At 40.4% G+C, this 19,345-nt stretch carries 19 protein-coding genes; 14 read left to right on the plus strand and 5 right to left on the minus strand.

All coding sequences use genetic code 11. From position 1 onward, the window contains the following. The coding region (locus ACTO1Y_RS01255; RefSeq protein ID WP_441348057.1) for an Ig-like domain-containing protein at positions 1–1,616 on the minus strand (1,616 nt) is incomplete at its 3' end. A 305-nt stretch (positions 1,617–1,921) separates the two neighbouring features. On the opposite strand from ACTO1Y_RS01255, the gene ACTO1Y_RS01260 reads away from it, so the two are divergent. The 3 genes from ACTO1Y_RS01260 (at position 1,922) to ACTO1Y_RS01270 (ending at position 6,582) form a co-directional block, all read left to right on the plus strand. Then, on the plus strand, positions 1,922–4,468 hold the full coding sequence (locus tag ACTO1Y_RS01260; protein WP_441348615.1) for a M1 family metallopeptidase: 2,547 nt from the start codon (positions 1,922–1,924) through the stop codon (positions 4,466–4,468). A gap of 115 nt (positions 4,469–4,583) precedes the next feature. Beyond that, a complete protein-coding gene (locus ACTO1Y_RS01265) occupies positions 4,584–5,255 on the plus strand; it encodes a response regulator transcription factor (RefSeq protein WP_441348058.1) in 672 nt (223 codons plus the stop codon). After that, complete coding sequence (locus tag ACTO1Y_RS01270; protein ID WP_441348059.1) at positions 5,248–6,582, plus strand: sensor histidine kinase; 1,335 nt, start codon at positions 5,248–5,250, stop codon at positions 6,580–6,582. The genes ACTO1Y_RS01265 and ACTO1Y_RS01270 overlap by 8 nt, the downstream gene beginning before the upstream one ends. Positions 6,583–6,608: 26 nt before the next feature. Here the strand turns inward: ACTO1Y_RS01270 and ACTO1Y_RS01275 are convergent, their stop codons facing one another. Beyond that, positions 6,609–6,884, minus strand: a complete 276-nt coding sequence (locus ACTO1Y_RS01275) for a DUF3270 family protein (protein WP_441348060.1) — start codon at positions 6,882–6,884, stop codon at positions 6,609–6,611. Positions 6,885–7,253: 369 nt separating this feature from the next. Between ACTO1Y_RS01275 and ACTO1Y_RS01280 the strand changes: the two genes are divergently transcribed. The 11 genes from ACTO1Y_RS01280 to ACTO1Y_RS01330 all read left to right on the plus strand — a co-directional run bounded on the left by ACTO1Y_RS01280 (position 7,254) and on the right by ACTO1Y_RS01330 (position 17,421). Continuing rightward, a complete protein-coding gene (locus ACTO1Y_RS01280) occupies positions 7,254–8,309 on the plus strand; it encodes an ABC transporter permease (protein WP_441348061.1) in 1,056 nt (351 codons plus the stop codon). Positions 8,310–8,322: 13 nt separating this feature from the next. Beyond that, entirely contained in the window at positions 8,323–9,003 is a 681-nt protein-coding gene (locus tag ACTO1Y_RS01285) for an ABC transporter ATP-binding protein (protein WP_441348062.1), read from the plus strand. 109 nt (positions 9,004–9,112) lie between these two features. Continuing rightward, positions 9,113–10,042 carry a peptidase U32 family protein gene (locus ACTO1Y_RS01290; protein WP_441348063.1) on the plus strand — a complete coding sequence of 310 codons (930 nt, stop codon included), beginning with the start codon at positions 9,113–9,115 and terminating at the stop codon, positions 10,040–10,042. Between the two features lie 103 nt (positions 10,043–10,145). After that, positions 10,146–10,829: a ribose-5-phosphate isomerase RpiA gene (gene rpiA, locus ACTO1Y_RS01295; protein ID WP_441348064.1), complete on the plus strand. Its 684-nt coding sequence runs from the start codon at positions 10,146–10,148 to the stop codon at positions 10,827–10,829. A gap of 23 nt (positions 10,830–10,852) precedes the next feature. Further along, positions 10,853–12,064 carry a phosphopentomutase gene (locus tag ACTO1Y_RS01300; protein WP_441348065.1) on the plus strand — a complete coding sequence of 404 codons (1,212 nt, stop codon included), beginning with the start codon at positions 10,853–10,855 and terminating at the stop codon, positions 12,062–12,064. A 1-nt stretch (position 12,065) separates the two neighbouring features. Continuing rightward, the gene (locus tag ACTO1Y_RS01305) at positions 12,066–12,611 is read left to right on the plus strand and encodes a DUF1697 domain-containing protein (RefSeq protein WP_441348066.1); all 546 of its coding nucleotides are present in this window, start codon (positions 12,066–12,068) and stop codon (positions 12,609–12,611) included. A 12-nt stretch (positions 12,612–12,623) separates the two neighbouring features. Further along, positions 12,624–13,433 (plus strand): purine-nucleoside phosphorylase, encoded by an 810-nt coding sequence (locus ACTO1Y_RS01310; protein WP_441348067.1) that lies wholly within the window; start codon positions 12,624–12,626, stop codon positions 13,431–13,433. Positions 13,434–13,437: 4 nt separating this feature from the next. Then, a complete protein-coding gene (locus ACTO1Y_RS01315) occupies positions 13,438–14,673 on the plus strand; it encodes a chloride channel protein (RefSeq protein WP_441348068.1) in 1,236 nt (411 codons plus the stop codon). Then, the gene (locus ACTO1Y_RS01320; protein ID WP_441348069.1) at positions 14,670–15,380 is read left to right on the plus strand and encodes a type 1 glutamine amidotransferase; all 711 of its coding nucleotides are present in this window, start codon (positions 14,670–14,672) and stop codon (positions 15,378–15,380) included. The genes ACTO1Y_RS01315 and ACTO1Y_RS01320 overlap by 4 nt, the downstream gene beginning before the upstream one ends. 447 nt (positions 15,381–15,827) lie before the next feature. Further along, positions 15,828–16,538 carry a purine-nucleoside phosphorylase gene (gene deoD, locus ACTO1Y_RS01325; RefSeq protein ID WP_441348070.1) on the plus strand — a complete coding sequence of 237 codons (711 nt, stop codon included), beginning with the start codon at positions 15,828–15,830 and terminating at the stop codon, positions 16,536–16,538. A gap of 151 nt (positions 16,539–16,689) precedes the next feature. Next, positions 16,690–17,421 carry an NAD-dependent protein deacylase gene (locus ACTO1Y_RS01330; protein WP_441348071.1) on the plus strand — a complete coding sequence of 244 codons (732 nt, stop codon included), beginning with the start codon at positions 16,690–16,692 and terminating at the stop codon, positions 17,419–17,421. A 45-nt stretch (positions 17,422–17,466) separates the two neighbouring features. Here the strand turns inward: ACTO1Y_RS01330 and ACTO1Y_RS01335 are convergent, their stop codons facing one another. From ACTO1Y_RS01335 to coaA, 3 genes are all read right to left on the minus strand, one after another. Continuing rightward, positions 17,467–17,973 carry a DNA topology modulation protein gene (locus ACTO1Y_RS01335; RefSeq protein ID WP_441348072.1) on the minus strand — a complete coding sequence of 169 codons (507 nt, stop codon included), beginning with the start codon at positions 17,971–17,973 and terminating at the stop codon, positions 17,467–17,469. Between the two features lie 64 nt (positions 17,974–18,037). Beyond that, the gene (gene rpsT / locus ACTO1Y_RS01340; RefSeq protein ID WP_029689628.1) at positions 18,038–18,286 is read right to left on the minus strand and encodes a 30S ribosomal protein S20; all 249 of its coding nucleotides are present in this window, start codon (positions 18,284–18,286) and stop codon (positions 18,038–18,040) included. A gap of 52 nt (positions 18,287–18,338) precedes the next feature. Continuing rightward, positions 18,339–19,259, minus strand: a complete 921-nt coding sequence (coaA, locus tag ACTO1Y_RS01345) for a type I pantothenate kinase (protein WP_441348073.1) — start codon at positions 19,257–19,259, stop codon at positions 18,339–18,341. Positions 19,260–19,345: the final 86 nt, after the last annotated feature.

Below are 19,345 nucleotides of genomic sequence, written 5' to 3' on the forward strand. Positions count from 1 at the left end.
GGAGCTTCAGTAGTTGTTGGAGCTTCAGTAGTTGTTGGAGCTTCAGTAGTTGTTGGAGCTTCAGTAGTTGTTGGAGCTTCAGTAGTTGTTGGAGCTTCAGTAGTTGTTGGAGCTTCAGTAGTTGTTGTAGCTTCAGTAGTTGTTGGAGCTTCAGTAGTTGTTGGAGCTTCAGTAGTTGTTGGAGCTTCAGTAGTTGTTGGAGCTTCAGTAGTTGTTGGAGCTTCAGTAGTTGTTGGAGCTTCAGTAGTTGTTGGAGCCTCAGTAGTTGTTGGAGCTTCAGTAGTTGTTGGAGCTTCAGTAGTTGTTGGAGCTTCAGTTGTAGTTGGAGCTTCAGTTGTAGTAGGAGCTTCAGTTGTAGTAGGAGCTTCAGTTGTAGTTGGAGCTTCAGTTGTAGTAGGAGCTTCAGTTGTAGTTGGAGCTACAGTCGTAGTAGGAGCTTCTGTTGTAGTAGGAGCTTCTGTTGTAGTAGGAGCTTCTGTTGTAGTAGGAGCTACAGTCGTAGTAGGAGCTTCTGTTGTTTCGTCACTATTATAAACTTGAGCATCTGCTGAAGCAGCTTTGTTAACCCAGTTATTTTCTTTCGAAACAGAAGTTTTGTGTTGATCACTTGTTAGAGAAGCAACGTTTGTTACGCTCTTGATTCGATCAGCATGTTGTAGAAGTGTTTGGTATGATAGTGTAATTTCGTCAGTAGATTCAACTTTAAATTTGTCGCTGATCTTAGTCAAATCAAGTTTAAATCCACGGGCTGTCCACTCAATGTATGGTTCTAATCCAAGACCTGCCATTGGTTTTCCATCAACTACAAAAGTTTTTCCGTTAACTTTTAAGTCGAATGATGCAGGCAAGTAGTATCCACCTTTGAAGTATTGAGAAACATCTTGTCCTTTAGCTGATGTTAGACGGCTAAAGTCAAGCGCTGGTAGATTTGGCATTTGGTCAGTAAATACGATTCCTGATGCTGGTGCTTTTTTATCAACTGCGCTATTGACTGAGATATGCCAGTATAAGAAACCATCTTTAGCTGGATCTGTTACTGTGAGAGTGTCTCTCCAGTCTGGAATTCCCAGAGGTCCCCAGATTTTTTGAGCATGCTGGAGTGTTGTATGGTCAATTCCACCTGAGTTGTACTTCTTGATTGGAAGTAATACTGGAACTGGTCCAGTTCCAGAACGTTTTACGATTACAGACTCTGAACCAACTTTAAGAGTTCGGTCCTGGTCTTTACCAGTTGTGTTTTCTTTGTCCCATTTATACCAGAAAGATACATTACCTGAAGCTCCTTTATTTCCTCCTTTAACGAAGGTAATAGTAAGAGTCTTACCATCTTCTGATACTTGTCCTGTTGCAATCTCTTCGCCACTAGCATTTTTCATTGAGCTAAAGACTTTTGACGCAAAACTAACATCTTCTGGCATGGAAATTTTGAATGTATCTCCAACTTCCACACCTCCATCAATTTCCCAGTGATAAGAAATCTTATCCCCTTCAGCTTGAAGCTGAGAAATCTTCACTTGGCTGGTTAATTCTTTTGCTTGCGTTCTATATGCACCGATAGAAATTAGAAGTGCAAGGGCCGCAAACGCAGAAAAAACAGCAAAAAATAATTTTTTCATTGGTCCTCCTTATTATTTAATATACCAAACAAACCAATTTTAGCACTAACCTCTTCATTAGTCAACGAAATAGATGTAAAATTCCTATTATTTTTGGTGTTTTTTGGCTTTTTTTGATGAACTACCAAAACAGGCTTGAAATATAGAAAATTTAGGCGTTTACAAAATTTTTTCTTATTATTTAAGTTCATAAAGACAAAAATTGTATAAATGAACTTTCAAAGCTTTTTTCTGACTTAGAATATGATAAAATAGGTATGTTTGAAATAGAGCCCATGCTCAGAAATTTAGAATAGGAGAATATGATGCAAGCAGTAGAACATTACATTGAAAAATTTGTTCCTGAACATTATGATTTATTTTTGGACTTGAGTCGCGAGACCAAGACTTTTTCAGGGAAAGTAACCATCACTGGTCAAGCTAAAAGCGACCGTATTTCCCTTCACCAAAAAGACTTGGAGATTGCTTCTGTAAAAGTAGCTGGTCAGGCTCGTCCATTTACAGTTGATAATGAAAACGAAGCTCTTCATATCGAACTTGCGCAGGCAGGTCAAGTTGAATTGGTTCTTTCATTTTCAGGTAAAATCACAGACAACATGACAGGAATCTACCCATCTTACTACACAGTTGATGGGGTTAAGAAGGAAGTCTTGTCAACTCAGTTTGAGAGCCACTTTGCCCGCGAAGCCTTTCCATGTGTGGATGAGCCAGAAGCTAAAGCAACTTTTGACCTATCTCTTCGTTTTGACCAGGCAGAAGGCGAATTGGCCTTGTCAAACATGCCTGAGATTGACGTTGAAAACCGCAAGGAAACTGGTATCTGGAAATTTGAGACAACTCCACGTATGTCTTCATACTTACTCGCTTTTGTGGCTGGAGACTTGCAAGGAGTTACGGCTACAACTAAGAACGGTACTCTTGTAGGAGTATACTCAACCAAAGCACACCCACTCTCTAACCTTGACTTCTCACTAGACATCGCTGTTCGTTCGATCGAATTTTACGAAGACTACTATGGAGTCAAATATCCAATTCCTCAATCTCTCCACATTGCTCTCCCTGACTTCTCAGCAGGCGCTATGGAAAACTGGGGTCTTGTCACTTACCGTGAAGTTTACTTGGTTGTGGATGAAAACTCTACCTTTGCTAGCCGTCAACAAGTAGCTCTTGTCATTGCCCATGAACTTGCTCACCAATGGTTCGGTAACCTTGTAACGATGAAGTGGTGGGATGACCTTTGGCTCAATGAAAGTTTCGCTAACATGATGGAATACGTCTGTGTGGATGCCATCGAGCCAAGCTGGAATATCTTTGAGGACTTCCAAACAAGTGGTGTCCCATCAGCTCTAAAACGCGATGCGACAGACGGTGTTCAGTCAGTTCACGTAGAAGTCAGTCATCCAGACGAAATCAATACTCTCTTTGACCCTGCAATCGTTTATGCTAAGGGTAGCCGTCTCATGCATATGCTTCGTCGTTGGCTAGGAGATACCGATTTTGCGAAAGGATTGCATGCCTACTTTGAAAAACACCAATATGGAAATACTATTGGTCGTGACCTATGGAATGCTCTTGGTCAAGCATCAGGTCGCGACGTAGCAGCCTTTATGGATTCTTGGTTGGAGCAACCTGGTTATCCAGTATTGACTGTCAAGGTTGAAAATGATGTCTTGAAGATTTCACAAAAACAATTCTTCATCGGTGAGCACGAAGATAAGAACCGTCTATGGGTAGTACCACTTAACAGTAACTGGAAAGGTTTGCCAGATACTCTTGAAACTGAAAGTATCGAGATTCCTGGCTATGCTGCTTTGCTTGCTGAGAACAAAACAGCCCTTCGACTAAACACAGAAAATACAGCCCACTACATTACAGATTATCAAGGTGAGTTGCTGGATGCTATCCTTTCAGAATTAGTAGAACTTGATAATACAAGTAAACTTCAAATCGTCCAAGAACGTCGTTTGTTGGCTGAAGCTGGTCACATTTCATTTGCGGACTTGCTTCCGGTTGTAGATCAATTGGCACAAGAAGAATCTTACCTAGTTGTTGCAGCAGTTTCTCAAGTTATTTCAGCTCTTGAACGCTTTATCGATGAAGGAACTGAGACTGAGAAAGCCTTTAAAGCACTTGTTGCGAAACTTGCTCGTTACAACTATAATCGCCTTGGATTTGAAGCAAAAGATGGAGAAGCAGATGAGGACGAATTGGTTCGTCAATTGACAATCTCAATGATGATTCGCTCAAATGATGAGGAAGCGAGCCAAGTCGCAAGTCAAATCTTTGCAGCTCACAAGGACAATCTTGCAGGTCTTCCAGCAGCTATTCGTTCACAAGTTCTCATCAATGAAATGAAACAACATGAGACTAAAGACTTGGTAGCTCTTTACCTCGACTTATATACTCATGCTACAGATGCAGTCTTTAAACGTCAGTTAGCTGCAGCCCTATCATACAGCACAGACGCTGAAAATATCCAAACGCTTCTTGCAACTTGGAAGGATAAATTTATCGTCAAACCACAAGACCTGGCATTGTGGTACCTCCACTTCCTTGGACACAAGGCTACTCAAGAAACTGCTTGGACATGGGCGCGTGAAAACTGGGATTGGGTTAAGGGAGCTCTTGGTGGTGATATGAGCTTTGATCGATTTGTCATCTACCCTTCTAACGTCTTTAAGACGGAAGAACGCTTGGCAGAATACAAAGCTTTCTTCGAGCCACAAGTATCTGACCTAGCCCTTAGCCGTAATATCCGCATGGGTATCAAGGATATCGCAGCTCGCGTTGAATTGATTAAGCGTGAAAAAGCAGCCGTTGAAGCAGCAGTTGCACAATATAGCAAGGCTTAACACATTCAAGTCTAAATAGATGATAAAAACTCAACTTTTTCCTAGAAAAACAAGGAAAGTTGAGTTTTTTTTAAGATATTTTTGTTATAATAAGCTTAATAAGGAGGAATTTTTGATGATCAAAATTCTATTAGTGGAAGATGACCTAGGCCTGTCAAATTCAGTCTTTGATTTTTTGGATGATTTTGCTGATGTCATGCAGGTTTTTGATGGAGAAGAAGGTCTTTATGAGGCTGAAAGTGGCGTGTATGATTTGATTCTATTGGACTTGATGTTGCCTGAGAAAAATGGATTCCAAGTCTTGAAAGAATTGCGTGAAAAAGGTATTTCGACTCCTGTTCTCATCATGACAGCAAAGGAAAGTATCGATGACAAAGGACATGGATTTGAACTTGGGGCAGACGATTATCTAACAAAACCTTTCTATTTAGAAGAACTCAAGATGCGTATCCAAGCCCTCCTCAAACGTTCTGGAAAATTTAACGAAAATACTCTTTCATATGGCGACTTGACAGTCAACCTCTCTACAAATGAAGTTAAGGTTCATGATAGCTCTGTTGAGTTACTCGGTAAGGAATTTGAACTCTTGGTCTATTTCCTCCAAAACCAAAATGTTATCCTACCTAAGACACAGATTTTTGACCGTCTATGGGGATTTGATAGTGATACGACTATTTCAGTAGTAGAAGTTTATGTATCAAAAGTTCGTAAGAAATTAAAGGGGACAGCCTTTGCTGAAAATCTCCAAACCTTGCGTAGTGTTGGGTATATTTTAAAACATGTTTAATAAGTTAAAAAAGAATTGGTACGCAGAGGATTTCAGCTACTTTATCCGTAATTTTGGAGTTTTTACACTGATTTTCTCTGCAATGACCTTGATTATCCTGCAGGTTATGCACTCCAGTCTTTACACGTCTGTAGATGAGAAACTTATAGCGCTTAGCAATAATCCTCAGGATATTATTCAATTGGCAGTCAATCGTGCAACAGAAGATGTAAAGGATATAAACGGTGGAAATGTCACCACAAATCCGGATAAAAGAGTCACAATTAGCTCCAATACGGAAGTCATTTTGCTGGATTCAAATCTGAATCAATTAGTGACTGGAAATCGCTTTTTAGGATTAGATAGGATAACCTTCAATAAAAAGGATTTAAACCATATTCGCCAACTTCATATTGTCAATAGCTATGGTCAGGATGAGGTTTACCGTGTTGTCCTGACGGAAATGAATATTGATTCGGTTTCGACTAATATCAAGTATGCTGCAATCTTGGTAAACACTAGCCAACTAGAGCAGATTAGTCAAAATCACGAGCAGTTAATTGTGGTGGTCATGGCAAGCTTCTGGATTCTATCTATCTTAGCCAGTCTCTATCTTGCTCGTGTCAGTGTTAAGCCCCTACTCGAAAGTATGCAAAAGCAGCAGAGCTTTGTGGAAAATGCCAGTCATGAATTACGCACTCCACTAGCAGTTCTTCAAAATCGTCTGGAAACACTTTTTAGAAAACCAGAAGCGACTATTATGGAGTCTAGTGAGAGCATTGCTTCGAGTTTGGAAGAAGTTCGAAACATGAGATTCCTAACGACGAATTTGCTCAATTTAGCGCGTAGAGATGACGGGATTAAGCCGGAGCTTGGAGAAGTCGAGCCCGACTTCTTTAATACAATCTTTACCAACTATGAAATGATTGCATCTGAAAATGATCGTGTCTTTCGTTTCGAAAACCGTGTGCATCGAACCATTATTACAGATAAACTTCTCCTCAAGCAGTTGATGACCATTCTGTTTGACAATGCTGTCAAGTATACGGAAGAAGAAGGAGATATATATTTTGAGATTTCAACGACGGAACGCAGTCTATATTTAACAGTAGCAGATAATGGAATCGGGATTTCTGCAGCAGATAAAAAGAAAATCTTTGACCGATTTTATCGTGTTGATAAGGCACGTACACGTCAAAAGGGAGGTTTTGGTCTTGGTTTGTCATTAGCCAAGCAAATCGTTGATGCCCTTAAGGGAACTATCAACGTTAAGGACAACAAACCAAATGGAACCATCTTTGAAGTCAAGATAGCTATCTCAACTCCATCAAAACGTAAAAATAAATAAAAAAACCTTCGATTTATCGAAGGTTTTTATTTGAATTTTTTCTTGATAAACGTACGCTGAAATTGCAATGCTACAAGACTAAGGCCGATAGCCAAAGCAAATGATAAAACAGTATTGACTTTTAGTGATAAGAACAAAAAGCTAAAGATAGCTAAAAAGACGCAGAAGCAAGCAATGTTCACAAAAAATAGGACTTCCTTTACGCTAGCGACAGAAGCACTTTCTGGAACATATTCTTGGAATTGAGCGGTTTTTACACTTTCTTGTTCTAACTCATACGGGTGTAATTTTCTAGCGGGCATATTTCTCTCCTTAACAATACATTACTATTTTATCACTTTTTAAAGAGAGAATTATTACAGGATTGTTACAAATTGCATAAAATCTGTTATCAAGGGCAATTTCAGTTTTCTTGACATGCTGATGGGAAAATGATAGGATGAGTAAACCGTTTAAACTTTATTATTTTTCTCTTATTTCAACGAGGGGAAATTTGATAGTTGAAACGAATAAAAATCATACACAGATGCAAATAAATTCAATTTTGAAGTAAGGACAGGATTCTTTTAAATTGATTCTAGTTGTTCATGACGAGATAGTTTTCTATCTTTAGTGCTATGGTGAAGAGGAGATTTGTTCCCTCGACAACAGAATACTTAAAGGAGATTGGCATGTATCTTGCTATCAAAGAAATTTTACAGAATAAACTGAGATACAGTTTAATTCTAACTACCATTTTTCTCATTGCTTTTATGGTCTTTTTTATGACCAGCTTGGCTCTTGGGCTTGTTCGAAATAATAGGGCTGCTATCGATAATTGGCAAGCAACAGGAGTTGTTCTATCCGATTATGCAAATGACAATTTGACTGCATCCTTTATACCTGAAAAAGACTACAAAGATAAAGTGTCTGAGGATGCTGTTCCTCTAAGCTATATGTTTGCGGTGACAAACCTTGTCGATAGTAGTGACAAGTTGAATGTCTCTATTTTCGGTCAAGAGTGGGACAGTTTTATCTCTCCGTCCTTGATTGAAGGGCATTACCCAGAAAATGACCAAGAAGTTGTAGTGGATCAGTCTTTTGAAAATTATGGCATCAAACTTGGGGACGCAATTCAACTCAACGGGAGTGAGACAAGTTTTAAGATTGTAGGTTTGACAAAAGAAAATAAATTTTTCACAGAACCTGTTGTCTTTACGAGCTTAACAACGTATTGGGATTTACAAGGAACAACAAAAGCCAATCGCTCTATCTCTGCATTGGTATTGCAAAATGATGTAGAAGTGACTGGTGATGGCTTGAAGCAGATTTCTATTCAAAAAATGATTTCAAAAATTCCTGGTTATACACCTCAGGTCAATGTATTCTCAGGAATGATTCTAGCAATGATAGTCATAACGGGTCTGATTGTAGGGATTTTTATTTATATCATTACCATTCAAAAATTAGGCCTCTATGGTATTATGCGAGCACAAGGAATTCAGATAAAATCCATCGTTTGGTCCCTTTTCTGTCAGATTTTTCTTTTATCTGCTTTGGGTATCGGATTGGCCTTACTAGCCATTTGGGCTGTCATTTTAGTCTTACCTGCAACCTTCTTTTTCTATCCTAGTTGGTTAGCATACTTTGTGTTAAGCCTGATCATCTGCTTAATGGCTCTTCTAGGTGGCGTCATTTCGCTTCCTCGTCTGCTAAAAGTAGATCCAATTACGGCCATTGCAGAATGATAAGGAGAATGACATGACTAGATTAATTGAGATGATTCAAGTGACAAAAACTTATGGCGAAGGCAATATGAAAGTGACAGCTCTTCATGAGACCAATTTTCAGCTGAATGCTGGTGAGTTTGTAGCGATTGTGGGGCCTTCTGGGTCGGGCAAAACAACCTTTTTAACGACTCTAGGCCAACTACAGGAAGTTTCAACTGGCAAGATTCTGGTAAAGGGAAAAGAGACTGGAAACCTAACCGAAAAAGAAAAAACGGATTTGCGCTTTAGTGAATTTGGCTTTATCCTCCAGGCTTCAAATCTGATTCCCTTTTTAACAGTCAAGGAGCAATTAGATTTAATTGACCGTTTGGATAAAAAGAAATCTATAAAAAGTAACCGACAAGAGTTGTTCAGTCTGTTGGATTTGGACAAGGTTCAAAACCACTATCCCAAAGCTCTCTCAGGTGGAGAACGGCAACGAGCTGCAATTGCTAGAGCTCTATACAATAATCCGAGTATTGTACTTGCAGATGAGCCAACAGCTAGCCTAGATACACAGCGTGCTTACCAGGTTACAGATATGCTGGCTTCAATTGCCCATGAGCAAGGCAGGGGAGTTGTCATGATTACGCATGATACTCGCTTGCTGGATAAGGTTGACCGTGTTTATGTTATGGATGATGGACGACTTGTTGAAAAGACACAAGTATAATACGAAAAAGTGAACTGCCATTGATGCAGTTCACTTTTTTGAAATTTCGCATCATAAGACTCACTTTTCTATATAGCTGATTTTTTTGAAATGTGGTATAATTTTGTCTATGGAAAAGATTATCATTACAGCAACTGCTGAAAGTATTGAACAAGTAAAACAGCTACTCGAGGCTGGTGTCGATCGCATTTATGTCGGTGAAAAAGATTTTGGACTTCGTTTGCCGACAACATTTAGTCATGAAGAATTGCGTGAAATCGCAAAAATCGTTCATGATGCAGGAAAGGAATTAATCGTTGCGGTCAATGCCCTCATGCACCAAGATATGATGGACCGTATCAAGCCATTCTTGGACTTTCTAGAGGAAATCAAGACGGACTACATTACTGTTGGGGATGCAGGGGTATTTTATGTGGTCAACCGTGATGGCTATTCTTTTAAAACCATTTATGATGCGTCAACAATGGTCACTAGCAGTCGTCAGATTAATTTCTGGGGACAAAAAGCAGGAGCGTCAGAAGCAGTTTTGGCGCGTGAAATCCCATCTGCAGAACTTTTCAAAATGCCTGAAATTTTAGAAATTCCTGCTGAAGTCTTGGTATACGGTGCTAGTGTTATCCACCATTCGAAGCGTCCGCTCTTGCAAAACTACTACAATTTCACACAGATTGATGATGAAAAATCTCGTCAACGTGACTTGTTCTTGGCTGAGCCAAGTGACCCAGAGAGCCATTATTCTATTTTTGAAGACAATCATGGAACTCATATCTTTGCGAATAATGACCTTGATTTGATGACCAAGTTGACTGAGTTGGTAGAACATGGCTTCACTCATTGGAAGCTTGAAGGCCTTTATACACCTGGCCAAAATTTTGTAGAAATTGCCAAACTCTTTGTCCAAGCTCGCAACTTGATTCAAGAAGGGAACTTCACACATGACCAAGCCTTTTTGCTAGATGAAGAAGTTCGTAAGCTACATCCTAAAAATCGTTTCCTTGATACTGGATTTTATGACTACGACCCTGATATGGTTAAATAAGCATCAAAAACCCGAAATAAAATGTTCGGGTTTTTCTGATATTTGGATGAATTTGAAGCGTATTCATGATATAATAGAAGTAGCTCTATTTGGAGGTATATAAGTGGAAAATCTGAAAAAAATGGCAGGGATTAAGGCTGCCGAGTTCGTCAAAAATGGTATGGTTGTCGGACTTGGGACTGGCTCCACTGCCTACTATTTCGTCGAAGAAATAGGTCGTCGTATCAAAGAAGAAGGTTTACAGATTACAGCTGTAACGACTTCTAGTGTAACCAGCAAACAGGCAGAAGGCCTCCAGATTCCTCTTAAGTCGATTGACCAAGTGGATTTTGTAGATCTGACCGTGGATGGTGCGGATGAAGTAGATAGTCAGTTTAATGGCATCAAAGGTGGTGGTGGTGCCCTTTTCATGGAAAAGGTTGTCGCAACTCCATCAAAAGAATACATCTGGGTCGTTGATGAGAGCAAACTGGTCGAGAAACTGGGTGCTTTTAAATTGCCAGTAGAGGTTGTTCAGTACGGTGCCGAACAAGTCTTTCGTCGATTTGAGCGTGCTGGCTATAAACCGAGCTTCCGTGAAAAGGACGGCCAACGTTTTGTGACAGATATGCAGAACTTTATCATTGATTTAGACTTGAAAGTGATTGAAGAACCAACAGCTTTTGGGAAAGAGTTAGACCACGTCGTTGGTGTCGTTGAGCACGGCTTGTTTAACCAAATGGTGGATAAGGTCATCGTTGCTGGACAAAATGGCGTTCAGATTTTAACTTCAACAAAAGCAAAATAATTAAAACAATAAGGAGACACACTATGACAAAATTTAATCGTATTCACTTGGTAGTATTGGATTCTGTAGGGATTGGTGCAGCGCCAGATGCTAATAACTTTGTCAATGCAGGAGTGCCAGACGGGGCTGCAGACACACTTGGACACATTTCAAAAGCTGTAGGTTTGGATGTACCAAACATGGCAAAACTTGGTCTTGGAAACATCCCTCGTGAAACACCATTGAAGACTGTTCCAGCTGAAAGCAACCCTACTGGTTATGCGACTAAGTTAGAAGAAGTTTCTCTCGGGAAAGATACCATGACTGGTCACTGGGAAATCATGGGGCTTAATATCACTGAACCATTTGATACTTTCTGGAATGGATTCCCTGAAGAAATTATCACAAAAATTGAAGAATTTTCAGGCCGTAAGGTTATTCGTGAAGCTAACAAGCCTTATTCTGGTACAGCTGTTATTGATGATTTCGGACCACGCCAAATGGAAACTGGTGAGTTGATTATCTATACTTCAGCTGACCCAGTTCTTCAAATTGCAGCCCACGAAGACATCATTCCTTTGGATGAATTGTACCGTATTTGCGAATACGCTCGTTCGATTACTTTAGAGCGTCCAGCTCTTCTTGGTCGTATCATTGCTCGCCCATACGTTGGGGAGCCAGGAAACTTCACACGTACTGCCAATCGTCGTGACTTGGCTGTATCACCATTTGCGCCAACTGTTTTGGACAAATTGAATGAAGCCGGTATTGATACTTATGCGGTTGGTAAGATTAATGATATCTTTAACGGTGCTGGTATCAACAATGACATGGGACATAATAAATCTAACAGCCATGGTATTGATAATTTGATTAAAGCTATGAAATCTGAAGACTTTAAAGAAGGTTTCTCATTCACAAACTTGGTAGACTTCGATGCCCTTTATGGTCACCGTCGCGATCCTCATGGTTACCGTGATTGCTTGCATGAGTTTGATAAGCGCTTACCAGAAATTATGGCAGCCATGAGAGAAGATGATCTTCTTTTGATTACTGCTGACCATGGGAACGATCCAACCTATGCTGGTACTGACCATACTCGTGAATATATCCCACTCTTGGCATACAGCCCATCCTTTAAAGGAAGTGGTCTAATTCCAGTCGGAAACTTCGCTGATATCTCAGCAACTATTGCTGATAACTTTGGCGTTGAAACTGCCATGATTGGTAAGAGCTTCCTAGATCAATTAGTTTAAGATGACTCGCTACGCTCTTCTCGTAAGAGGAATCAATGTTGGTGGAAAGAATAAGGTAGTGATGGCTCAACTACGTCAGGAATTGGCAGAGTTGGGATTAGAAAATGTTGAAACTTACATTAATAGTGGCAACATTTTCTTTGATAGCAGTAAGGCTAGAACTCTCTTAGTTGAGAGTCTGCAGGGCTTCTTTGAAGTGCATTATCCATTTATCAAAAGTTTTTCCTTGGTATCTCAAGAAGACTATGAAGAGGAGCTTAGAACTCTCCCTGCTTGGTGGTTCCAAGAAATGGCTCGAAAGGATGTTCTCTTTTATACCGAGGTCTTAGATAGGGAATCCGTAGAAGAGAAGTTGCGTGTTTTGAAGCTAAGAAATGAAGTGCTTTACTTTGGCAAAGTAGCGGTTTTCTGGGGTAAATTGTCAGAAGAAACCTACGCTAAAACAGCCTATCACAAGCAACTGCTGAAGCTGCCTTTTTATCGCAAAATTACTATTCGTAACGCGAATACCTTTGACAAAATTGGCCAATTTTTAAGGAAAACATAAAGGAGATATGCAATGACATTATTAGCAAAAATCAATGAAACAGCTGCTTTTTTGAAAGGTAAAGGAATGGAAGCACCTGAGTTTGGCTTGATCCTTGGATCAGGTCTTGGAGAACTGGCTGAAGAAATCGAAAATGCCGTCGTAGTAGACTACTCTGAAATTCCAAACTGGGGTCGTTCAACGGTTGTCGGCCATGCTGGTAAATTGGTCTACGGTGACCTTGCGGGACGAAAGGTTTTAGCCCTTCAAGGACGTTTCCACTTCTACGAAGGAAACCCACTAGAAGTGGTGACTTTCCCAGTTCGTGTCATGAAAGTTTTGGGCTGTGAAGGGGTTCTTGTTACCAACGCTGCCGGTGGTATCGGCTTTGGTCCTGGTACTTTGATGGCTATCACAGACCACATCAACATGACTGGTCAAAACCCATTGATCGGTGAAAACTTGGATGATTTTGGTCCACGTTTCCCAGATATGTCGAAAGCTTACACACCTGAATACCGTGAGACAGCTCATCAAGTAGCAGACAAATTGGGTATCAAATTGGATGATGGGGTTTATATCGGTGTGACAGGTCCTACTTATGAAACTCCAGCTGAAATCCGTGCGTTTAAGACTCTTGGTGCAGATGCTGTCGGAATGTCAACTGTTCCGGAAGTCATCATTGCAGCGCATTCTGGCTTGAAGGTTCTTGGTATTTCATGTATTACCAACTTTGCGGCTGGTTTCCAAGAAGAGCTCAACCACGAAGAAGTAGTGGAAGTGACAGAGCGCGTCAAAGGCGACTTCAAAGGATTGCTAAAAGCGATTCTTGCTGAACTCTAATCCAATGAAAGTACGACTCCAAAATCTGCCCTACGGACTGAGGTTGCTTCTAGCCACCTTATCATTAGGGATTGGGACGGGCCTGGTCGGAATTGCCTGTCATTATCTACTAGAAGGGGTGCAAGAGCTGGCTTTTGACCAAGCTAGTTCCGATTTGCTCCAGCAATTTCAAGAAGCTGGAGGTATCCGTAGATTTTTGATCTTATGTGTGACTGGGTGCTTGGCAGCTGGCTTCTGGTATGTCCTGCAAAAGCGTTATCAGATCCTGTCTATTCGCCAGCAAATTGACTTAGCTGGAGACAGGGAACCAGCGCTCTTCGCACACCTCCTTCATTCAGGGATGCAGGTGGCAATTGTTGGAGCAGGCGCATCGGTCGGAAAAGAAGGAGCCCCACGTGAGGTCGGGGCTCTTCTAGCTGGTCGCTTGGCGAAGGGATTCTCACTAGCCCTCAAAGAGCGAAAAGTCTTGATCGCCTGTGGTGCTGGAGCTGGTTTGGCTGCCGTCTATCAGGTTCCCTTTGCCAGTAGCTTGTTCGTCTTTGAGACCTTAGGGCTCGCCTTCAGTTGGCAGAACTTTCTACTGGTTTTGACCAGTACTTATCTGGCAACCTGGGTCGCTCAGTCCATCGTTGGTCAGGAGGCTGTTTATCACCTGTCCGCAGTCTCATGGTCGGCTAGCGGCTTCTTACAGGCTATTGTGATTGCTTTCTTGGTCACTCCCTTGGCTTTGGTCTTTGCTTTCCTCGCAAAGCGGGCTAGTCACAAACGGCGGAAGGATAGGACGATTCTTTGGGCTCTTCCTCTAGCCTTTCTAGTGCTGGGGAGCCTAGTAGCCTTTTTCCCTATCTTTATGGGAAATAGCCAGGTACTAGCGCAAGCCCTCTTGTCTAGCCAGTCGATTCCTTATCTTCCACTGACTCTTGTAGTGAAGGGGCTTCTGGTTTATCTCCTCTTGCGCAATGGTGCTTATGGGGGAACCTTGACACCATCATTTGCCTTAGGGATTGGATCTGGCTATCTAGTGACCTTGCTTTTGACTGTAGTTGGGATTCATCTGGATCCTGCTCTAGGGATGTTACTAGGAGCGACCGTCTTTTTAGGGACGACCTTAAAAGCCCCTCTGACAGCCATTACCCTGAGCCTTGGATTTACAGGCCAAAATTGGAATTTGACTATCCCGCTTGTACTTGCAGCTAGTCTGTCTTACGTGATTCGAAAGAGATGGGAGGAGAAACAATGAAGGTACATTTTGTACTGCATGAAACATTTGAAGTACCGGGCGCTTATCTAAAATGGGCGCAGGAGCGTGGCCATCAGGTGACCACGACAAAAGTCTATGAGAATGAAACCCTACCTGAGTCAGTGGATGATATTGACTTTTTGATAGTCATGGGAGGACCTCAATCACCAGATGAAGATAGGGAAGCTTTTCCATACTACGATCCTCAGGCAGAGATCCAGTTGATTCAAAAAGCCATCAAGTCAGATCGTTATATTGTTGGGGTCTGTCTTGGTGCCCAGCTCTTATCTGTTGCCTATGGTGCAAAGTATGAGCACAGTCCAGAACGTGAGATTGGGGTTTATCCAATAACGCTTACTGAAGCTGCTTTAAAAGATGAACATGTCAAAGTTATTGGACCGACTCTAAATACAGGACACTGGCATGGCGATATGCCGGGATTGACAGAGGATATTGTTGTTCTTGCGACCAGTCAAGGGTGTCCACGTCAGATTATTCGCTTCAGTCCTAAACACTATGCCTTCCAAAATCACTTAGAATTTGATTCAGAAGCAGTTGATCTCTTGATCGCTGCAGATGGTGAAGAAGTTTTAAAAGAACAAAGTTCAAAATTGACCTTTGTTCAAAACCCTCAAGACATTCGTGATTACGATTATCGAGAAATGAATGCTAAACTCTATGCATTTTTGGACTCATTAACAAAATAAATATAAAAAAGAAAGGAAAGGGAGTTCGGGTTTGAAATTGAACCCGGGGTAGCCCCAACTTTCAAAACCAAATTACATTGAACCCGCCCTAAAAGCTGTGTGAAAAAGATTGATTGACTTGCAAGTCCAGTACTTGCTGCGTCCATCCCCTATTTTCACTGTGCTTTTTACGGGCTTGGAATCTTATAGAAAGGTAGAGCATGTGTTCTAATTTGAACACGAGCGGAAAGCTCTCCTAATTACTCAATAAAAAAAGAAAGGATGGGTTTACCGTATTCGCTGAACTGAATACTGTTTACTCTTCTCTAAATCATAAAAATTAAGAAAGAAAGGAATTGAACCCACCCTAAAAGCAGTGGAAAAAAGATAGTTGGTCTAGCGAGCATCGCTCACTGCGCCCAACTCCTATTTTCCCTTCGCTTTTTGACGGGTTTGGTATCTTATATTATGTCTATCCATATTGCTGCTAATCAAGGTGAAATTGCTGATAAAATTCTTCTTCCTGGAGATCCTCTTCGTGCGAAATTTATTGCTGAGAACTTCCTTGAGGATGCTGTTTGCTTCAATGAAGTCCGTAACATGTTTGGTTACACAGGTACTTATAAAGGTCACCGTGTATCTGTCATGGGAACTGGGATGGGAATGCCCTCAATCTCTATCTATGCGTGTGAGTTGATTGTCGACTACGGCGTGAAGAAATTGATTCGTGTCGGAACTGCTGGTTCTTTAAATGAGGATGTTCACGTCCGTGAATTGGTCTTGGCGCAAGCTGCTGCAACCAACTCAAACATCATCCGCAACGACTGGCCTCAATACGACTTCCCACAAATCGCTAGTTTTGATTTGCTAGATAAAGCCTACCATATTGCCAAAGACCTTGGCATGACGACCCACGTTGGGAATGTCTTGTCATCAGATGTTTTCTATTCAAACTACTTTGAAAAGAACATCGAGCTTGGTAAATGGGGTGTGAAAGCTGTAGAAATGGAAGCAGCAGCCCTCTACTACCTTGCTGCTCAACACCATGTGGATGCCCTTGCCATTATGACCATTTCTGATAGCTTGGTCAATCCAGATGAAGATACAACGGCTGAAGAACGTCAAAATACTTTCACAGATATGATGAAGGTTGGTCTAGAGACCTTGATTGCAGAATAAGACTCTTGGCTTTGAAGCTAATCTTCTTGCTTGCGATTTTTAATGGCTGTGAGCTTGATATCCAATAATCATCAAATAAAGTTGAAAGCCCAGTTGGTAATAGCTAATGGTTTTCAACTTTTTTCGAACTAAAGACTGAAGGAGAAGTAAGATGGATAAAATTGAACAATTACAGGAACTGATAGACCAAAGTCAAAGCATTGTTTTTTTCGGTGGAGCTGGGGTTTCTACTGAATCTAATATCCCTGATTTTCGTAGTTCAGATGGCTTATATAGTCTTAAGTTAGGTAGGCATTTTTCTGCGGAACAATTAGTTTCTCATACTATGTTTGTACGTTATCCAGAGGAATTTTTCGATTTTTACAAAAAACATCTCGTATATCCAGAAGCTAAGCCAAATTTAGCCCATTATTATCTGACTTCATTAGAAAAGGCCGGTAAGCTGAAGGCTGTTGTAACTCAAAATATCGATAGTCTTCACGAGATGGCAGGTTCGCAGAAGGTTTTGAAACTACATGGTTCTGTGGACCGTAATTACTGTCTCGGTTGTCATCGATTTTATAATTTAGATAGTTTTTTGGCTCTCGAAGGTCCTGTTCCATACTGCCTAGATTGTGGCCAGGTTGTTAAACCCGATGTGACCCTTTATGAGGAGCCTCTTGATATGGATGTTTTTAGTCAAGCGGCTCAAGTTATCCAGAAAGCTGATTTATTGATTATTGGTGGGACTTCTTTGGTTGTTTATCCTGCAGCTAGTTTGATTAATTACTTCTCAGGTTCAAAACTTGTTGTTATAAACAAGTCAAGTACTCCTCAAGACAGTAAAGCTGATTTAGTAATTGAGGGAAAAATTGGAGAAATCTTTTCTAAATTGAGACAATAAAATATACAAAAATATATATAAAATGAGGGCTCAATTTTTGAGTCCTCATTTTTGATTTAAGAATTGATCTAGTTCTCTTTGATTGTTAATAATCGTAATTTTTCGAGTATAATCGAGACAAATTCTTTTGTACTGATTTTTGTGTACAGAGCTACGACCATCCCAGAGAATCCAGCGGATAAACTCCCAGTTGAATTGTTCAGGGCAGCCAACTGCCATGCTTTCTCTAACTTTGCCTCTATATTTGAGATAGCGTCTAAAGGCTCTAAAAATACAAGACCAGGACGAAAAATTAAGAAAGATAATTTGGTCAGCCTCTTCCATCCTTTCTTCATAGCAACACCAAGTATAGTTGCCATCAATAACCCAGTTCTCGTTTTTCGCTAAAAAAGTCTGCATTTCTTTTAGCATCCAATCTCGATTACTTTCTTGCCATCCTGGTTGAAATTGGAGAGTATCTATATGGAGTTTAGGAATGGAGTAGTAAGTGGCAAGTTTATCTGCTAGAGTTGATTTTCCTGACCCAGAGTATCCAATTATAGAAATTTTCATGTTATTCCCTCTAAAATTTGGTACAAAAAAAGCTCCGTAGAGCTCATTTTGTTTTTAGTCTTGATTAACCAAGTTTAGCAGCAAGACGTGCTTTATCACGGCTAGCTTTGTTTTTGTGGATCAAACCTTTAGTTTCTGCTTTATCGATAGCTGAGCTTGCAGCACGGTAAAGTTCTTCAGATGGGTTTGCTTCAAAAGCTTTGATAGCAGTACGCATAGCTGATTTTTGTGCTGAGTTCTTTTCGTTTTGTTTAACGTTCAATTCAGCGCGTTTGATAGCTGATTTAATGTTTGCCAATGTTCTTACCTCCATATTTACTAACTATACCATTATATCTGAAAACTGTTATTTTGACAAGGGGAAATCATTTTTTTAAATAAATTTCATCAATTTCGTGATTTTTAGACTTATGAAGAATAACTTCAGCCCGATTTCGTGTCGGTTCTATATAGTTTTGGAGGTTAATCAGATTAATACTTGTCCAAACTTGGTGAGCTAAATCCTTTACTTCACCTAAAGGTAGCTGAGTGTAGCTATAGTAGTAGCTATCAGGATCATCCTGAGCCAAACTTAATAATTTTAGGAATCTATCTAAATACCAACTCTCGATATCCTCTACAGATGCGTCAACATAAATTGAAAAATCAAAGAAATCAGTTATATAGAGACGAGCATTTTGAGGATTTTGGAAAACATTAATTCCTTCAACAATTACAAAATCAGCGGCTTCTACTCGTTGCTTTTGCTCTGGGACGATATCGTAGATTTCATGAGAGTAGACTGGGATATCAACATCTTGACCATTCTTAAGTTGATCAAGGAAATTGATGAGAGCTTCCATGTCATAACTTTCTGGGAAACCTTTCCTAGTCAAAATACCTCGTTCGATTAAGGTATCATTAGGGAATAGGAAACCATCAGTTGTAACTAACTCTACTGTAGCTCCAGGAACAATACGTGAAAGCAATATTTGTAAAAGACGACTTGTAGTAGATTTTCCAACAGCCACACTCCCTGATACACCAATGATAAAGGGCTGGATTTTACTTTCTCTTTGAAGGAAAATACTTTTAGAGAATGCAAGGTCTTCTTTTGAACGCTTGTAGATTTGAATCAGATTCGCAAGTGGTAAATAAATGTCTGTTACATCATCTAAGCTAATTTGGTCATTAAAACTCTTGATTGAATCCAATTCGTCTTCAGTCAAAGGTGGAGTTGTTTTACGATGTAAAGATTGCCATGTTCTTCGGCTGATTTTTTCATAATGCAAAAATTCGTTCGTCATAATTTTTCCTCATTAACCCCCCTAGTATAACATATTTCTAATTTAAAGGGGGAATAAAAGATTTGAATCAGAGCGCTTTCTTTGTT

Origin of the sequence: Streptococcus sp. V728 (assembly GCF_052077995.1) — a bacterium.
In the GTDB taxonomy this organism is placed as follows: Bacteria; Bacillota; Bacilli; order Lactobacillales; family Streptococcaceae; genus Streptococcus; species Streptococcus infantis_B.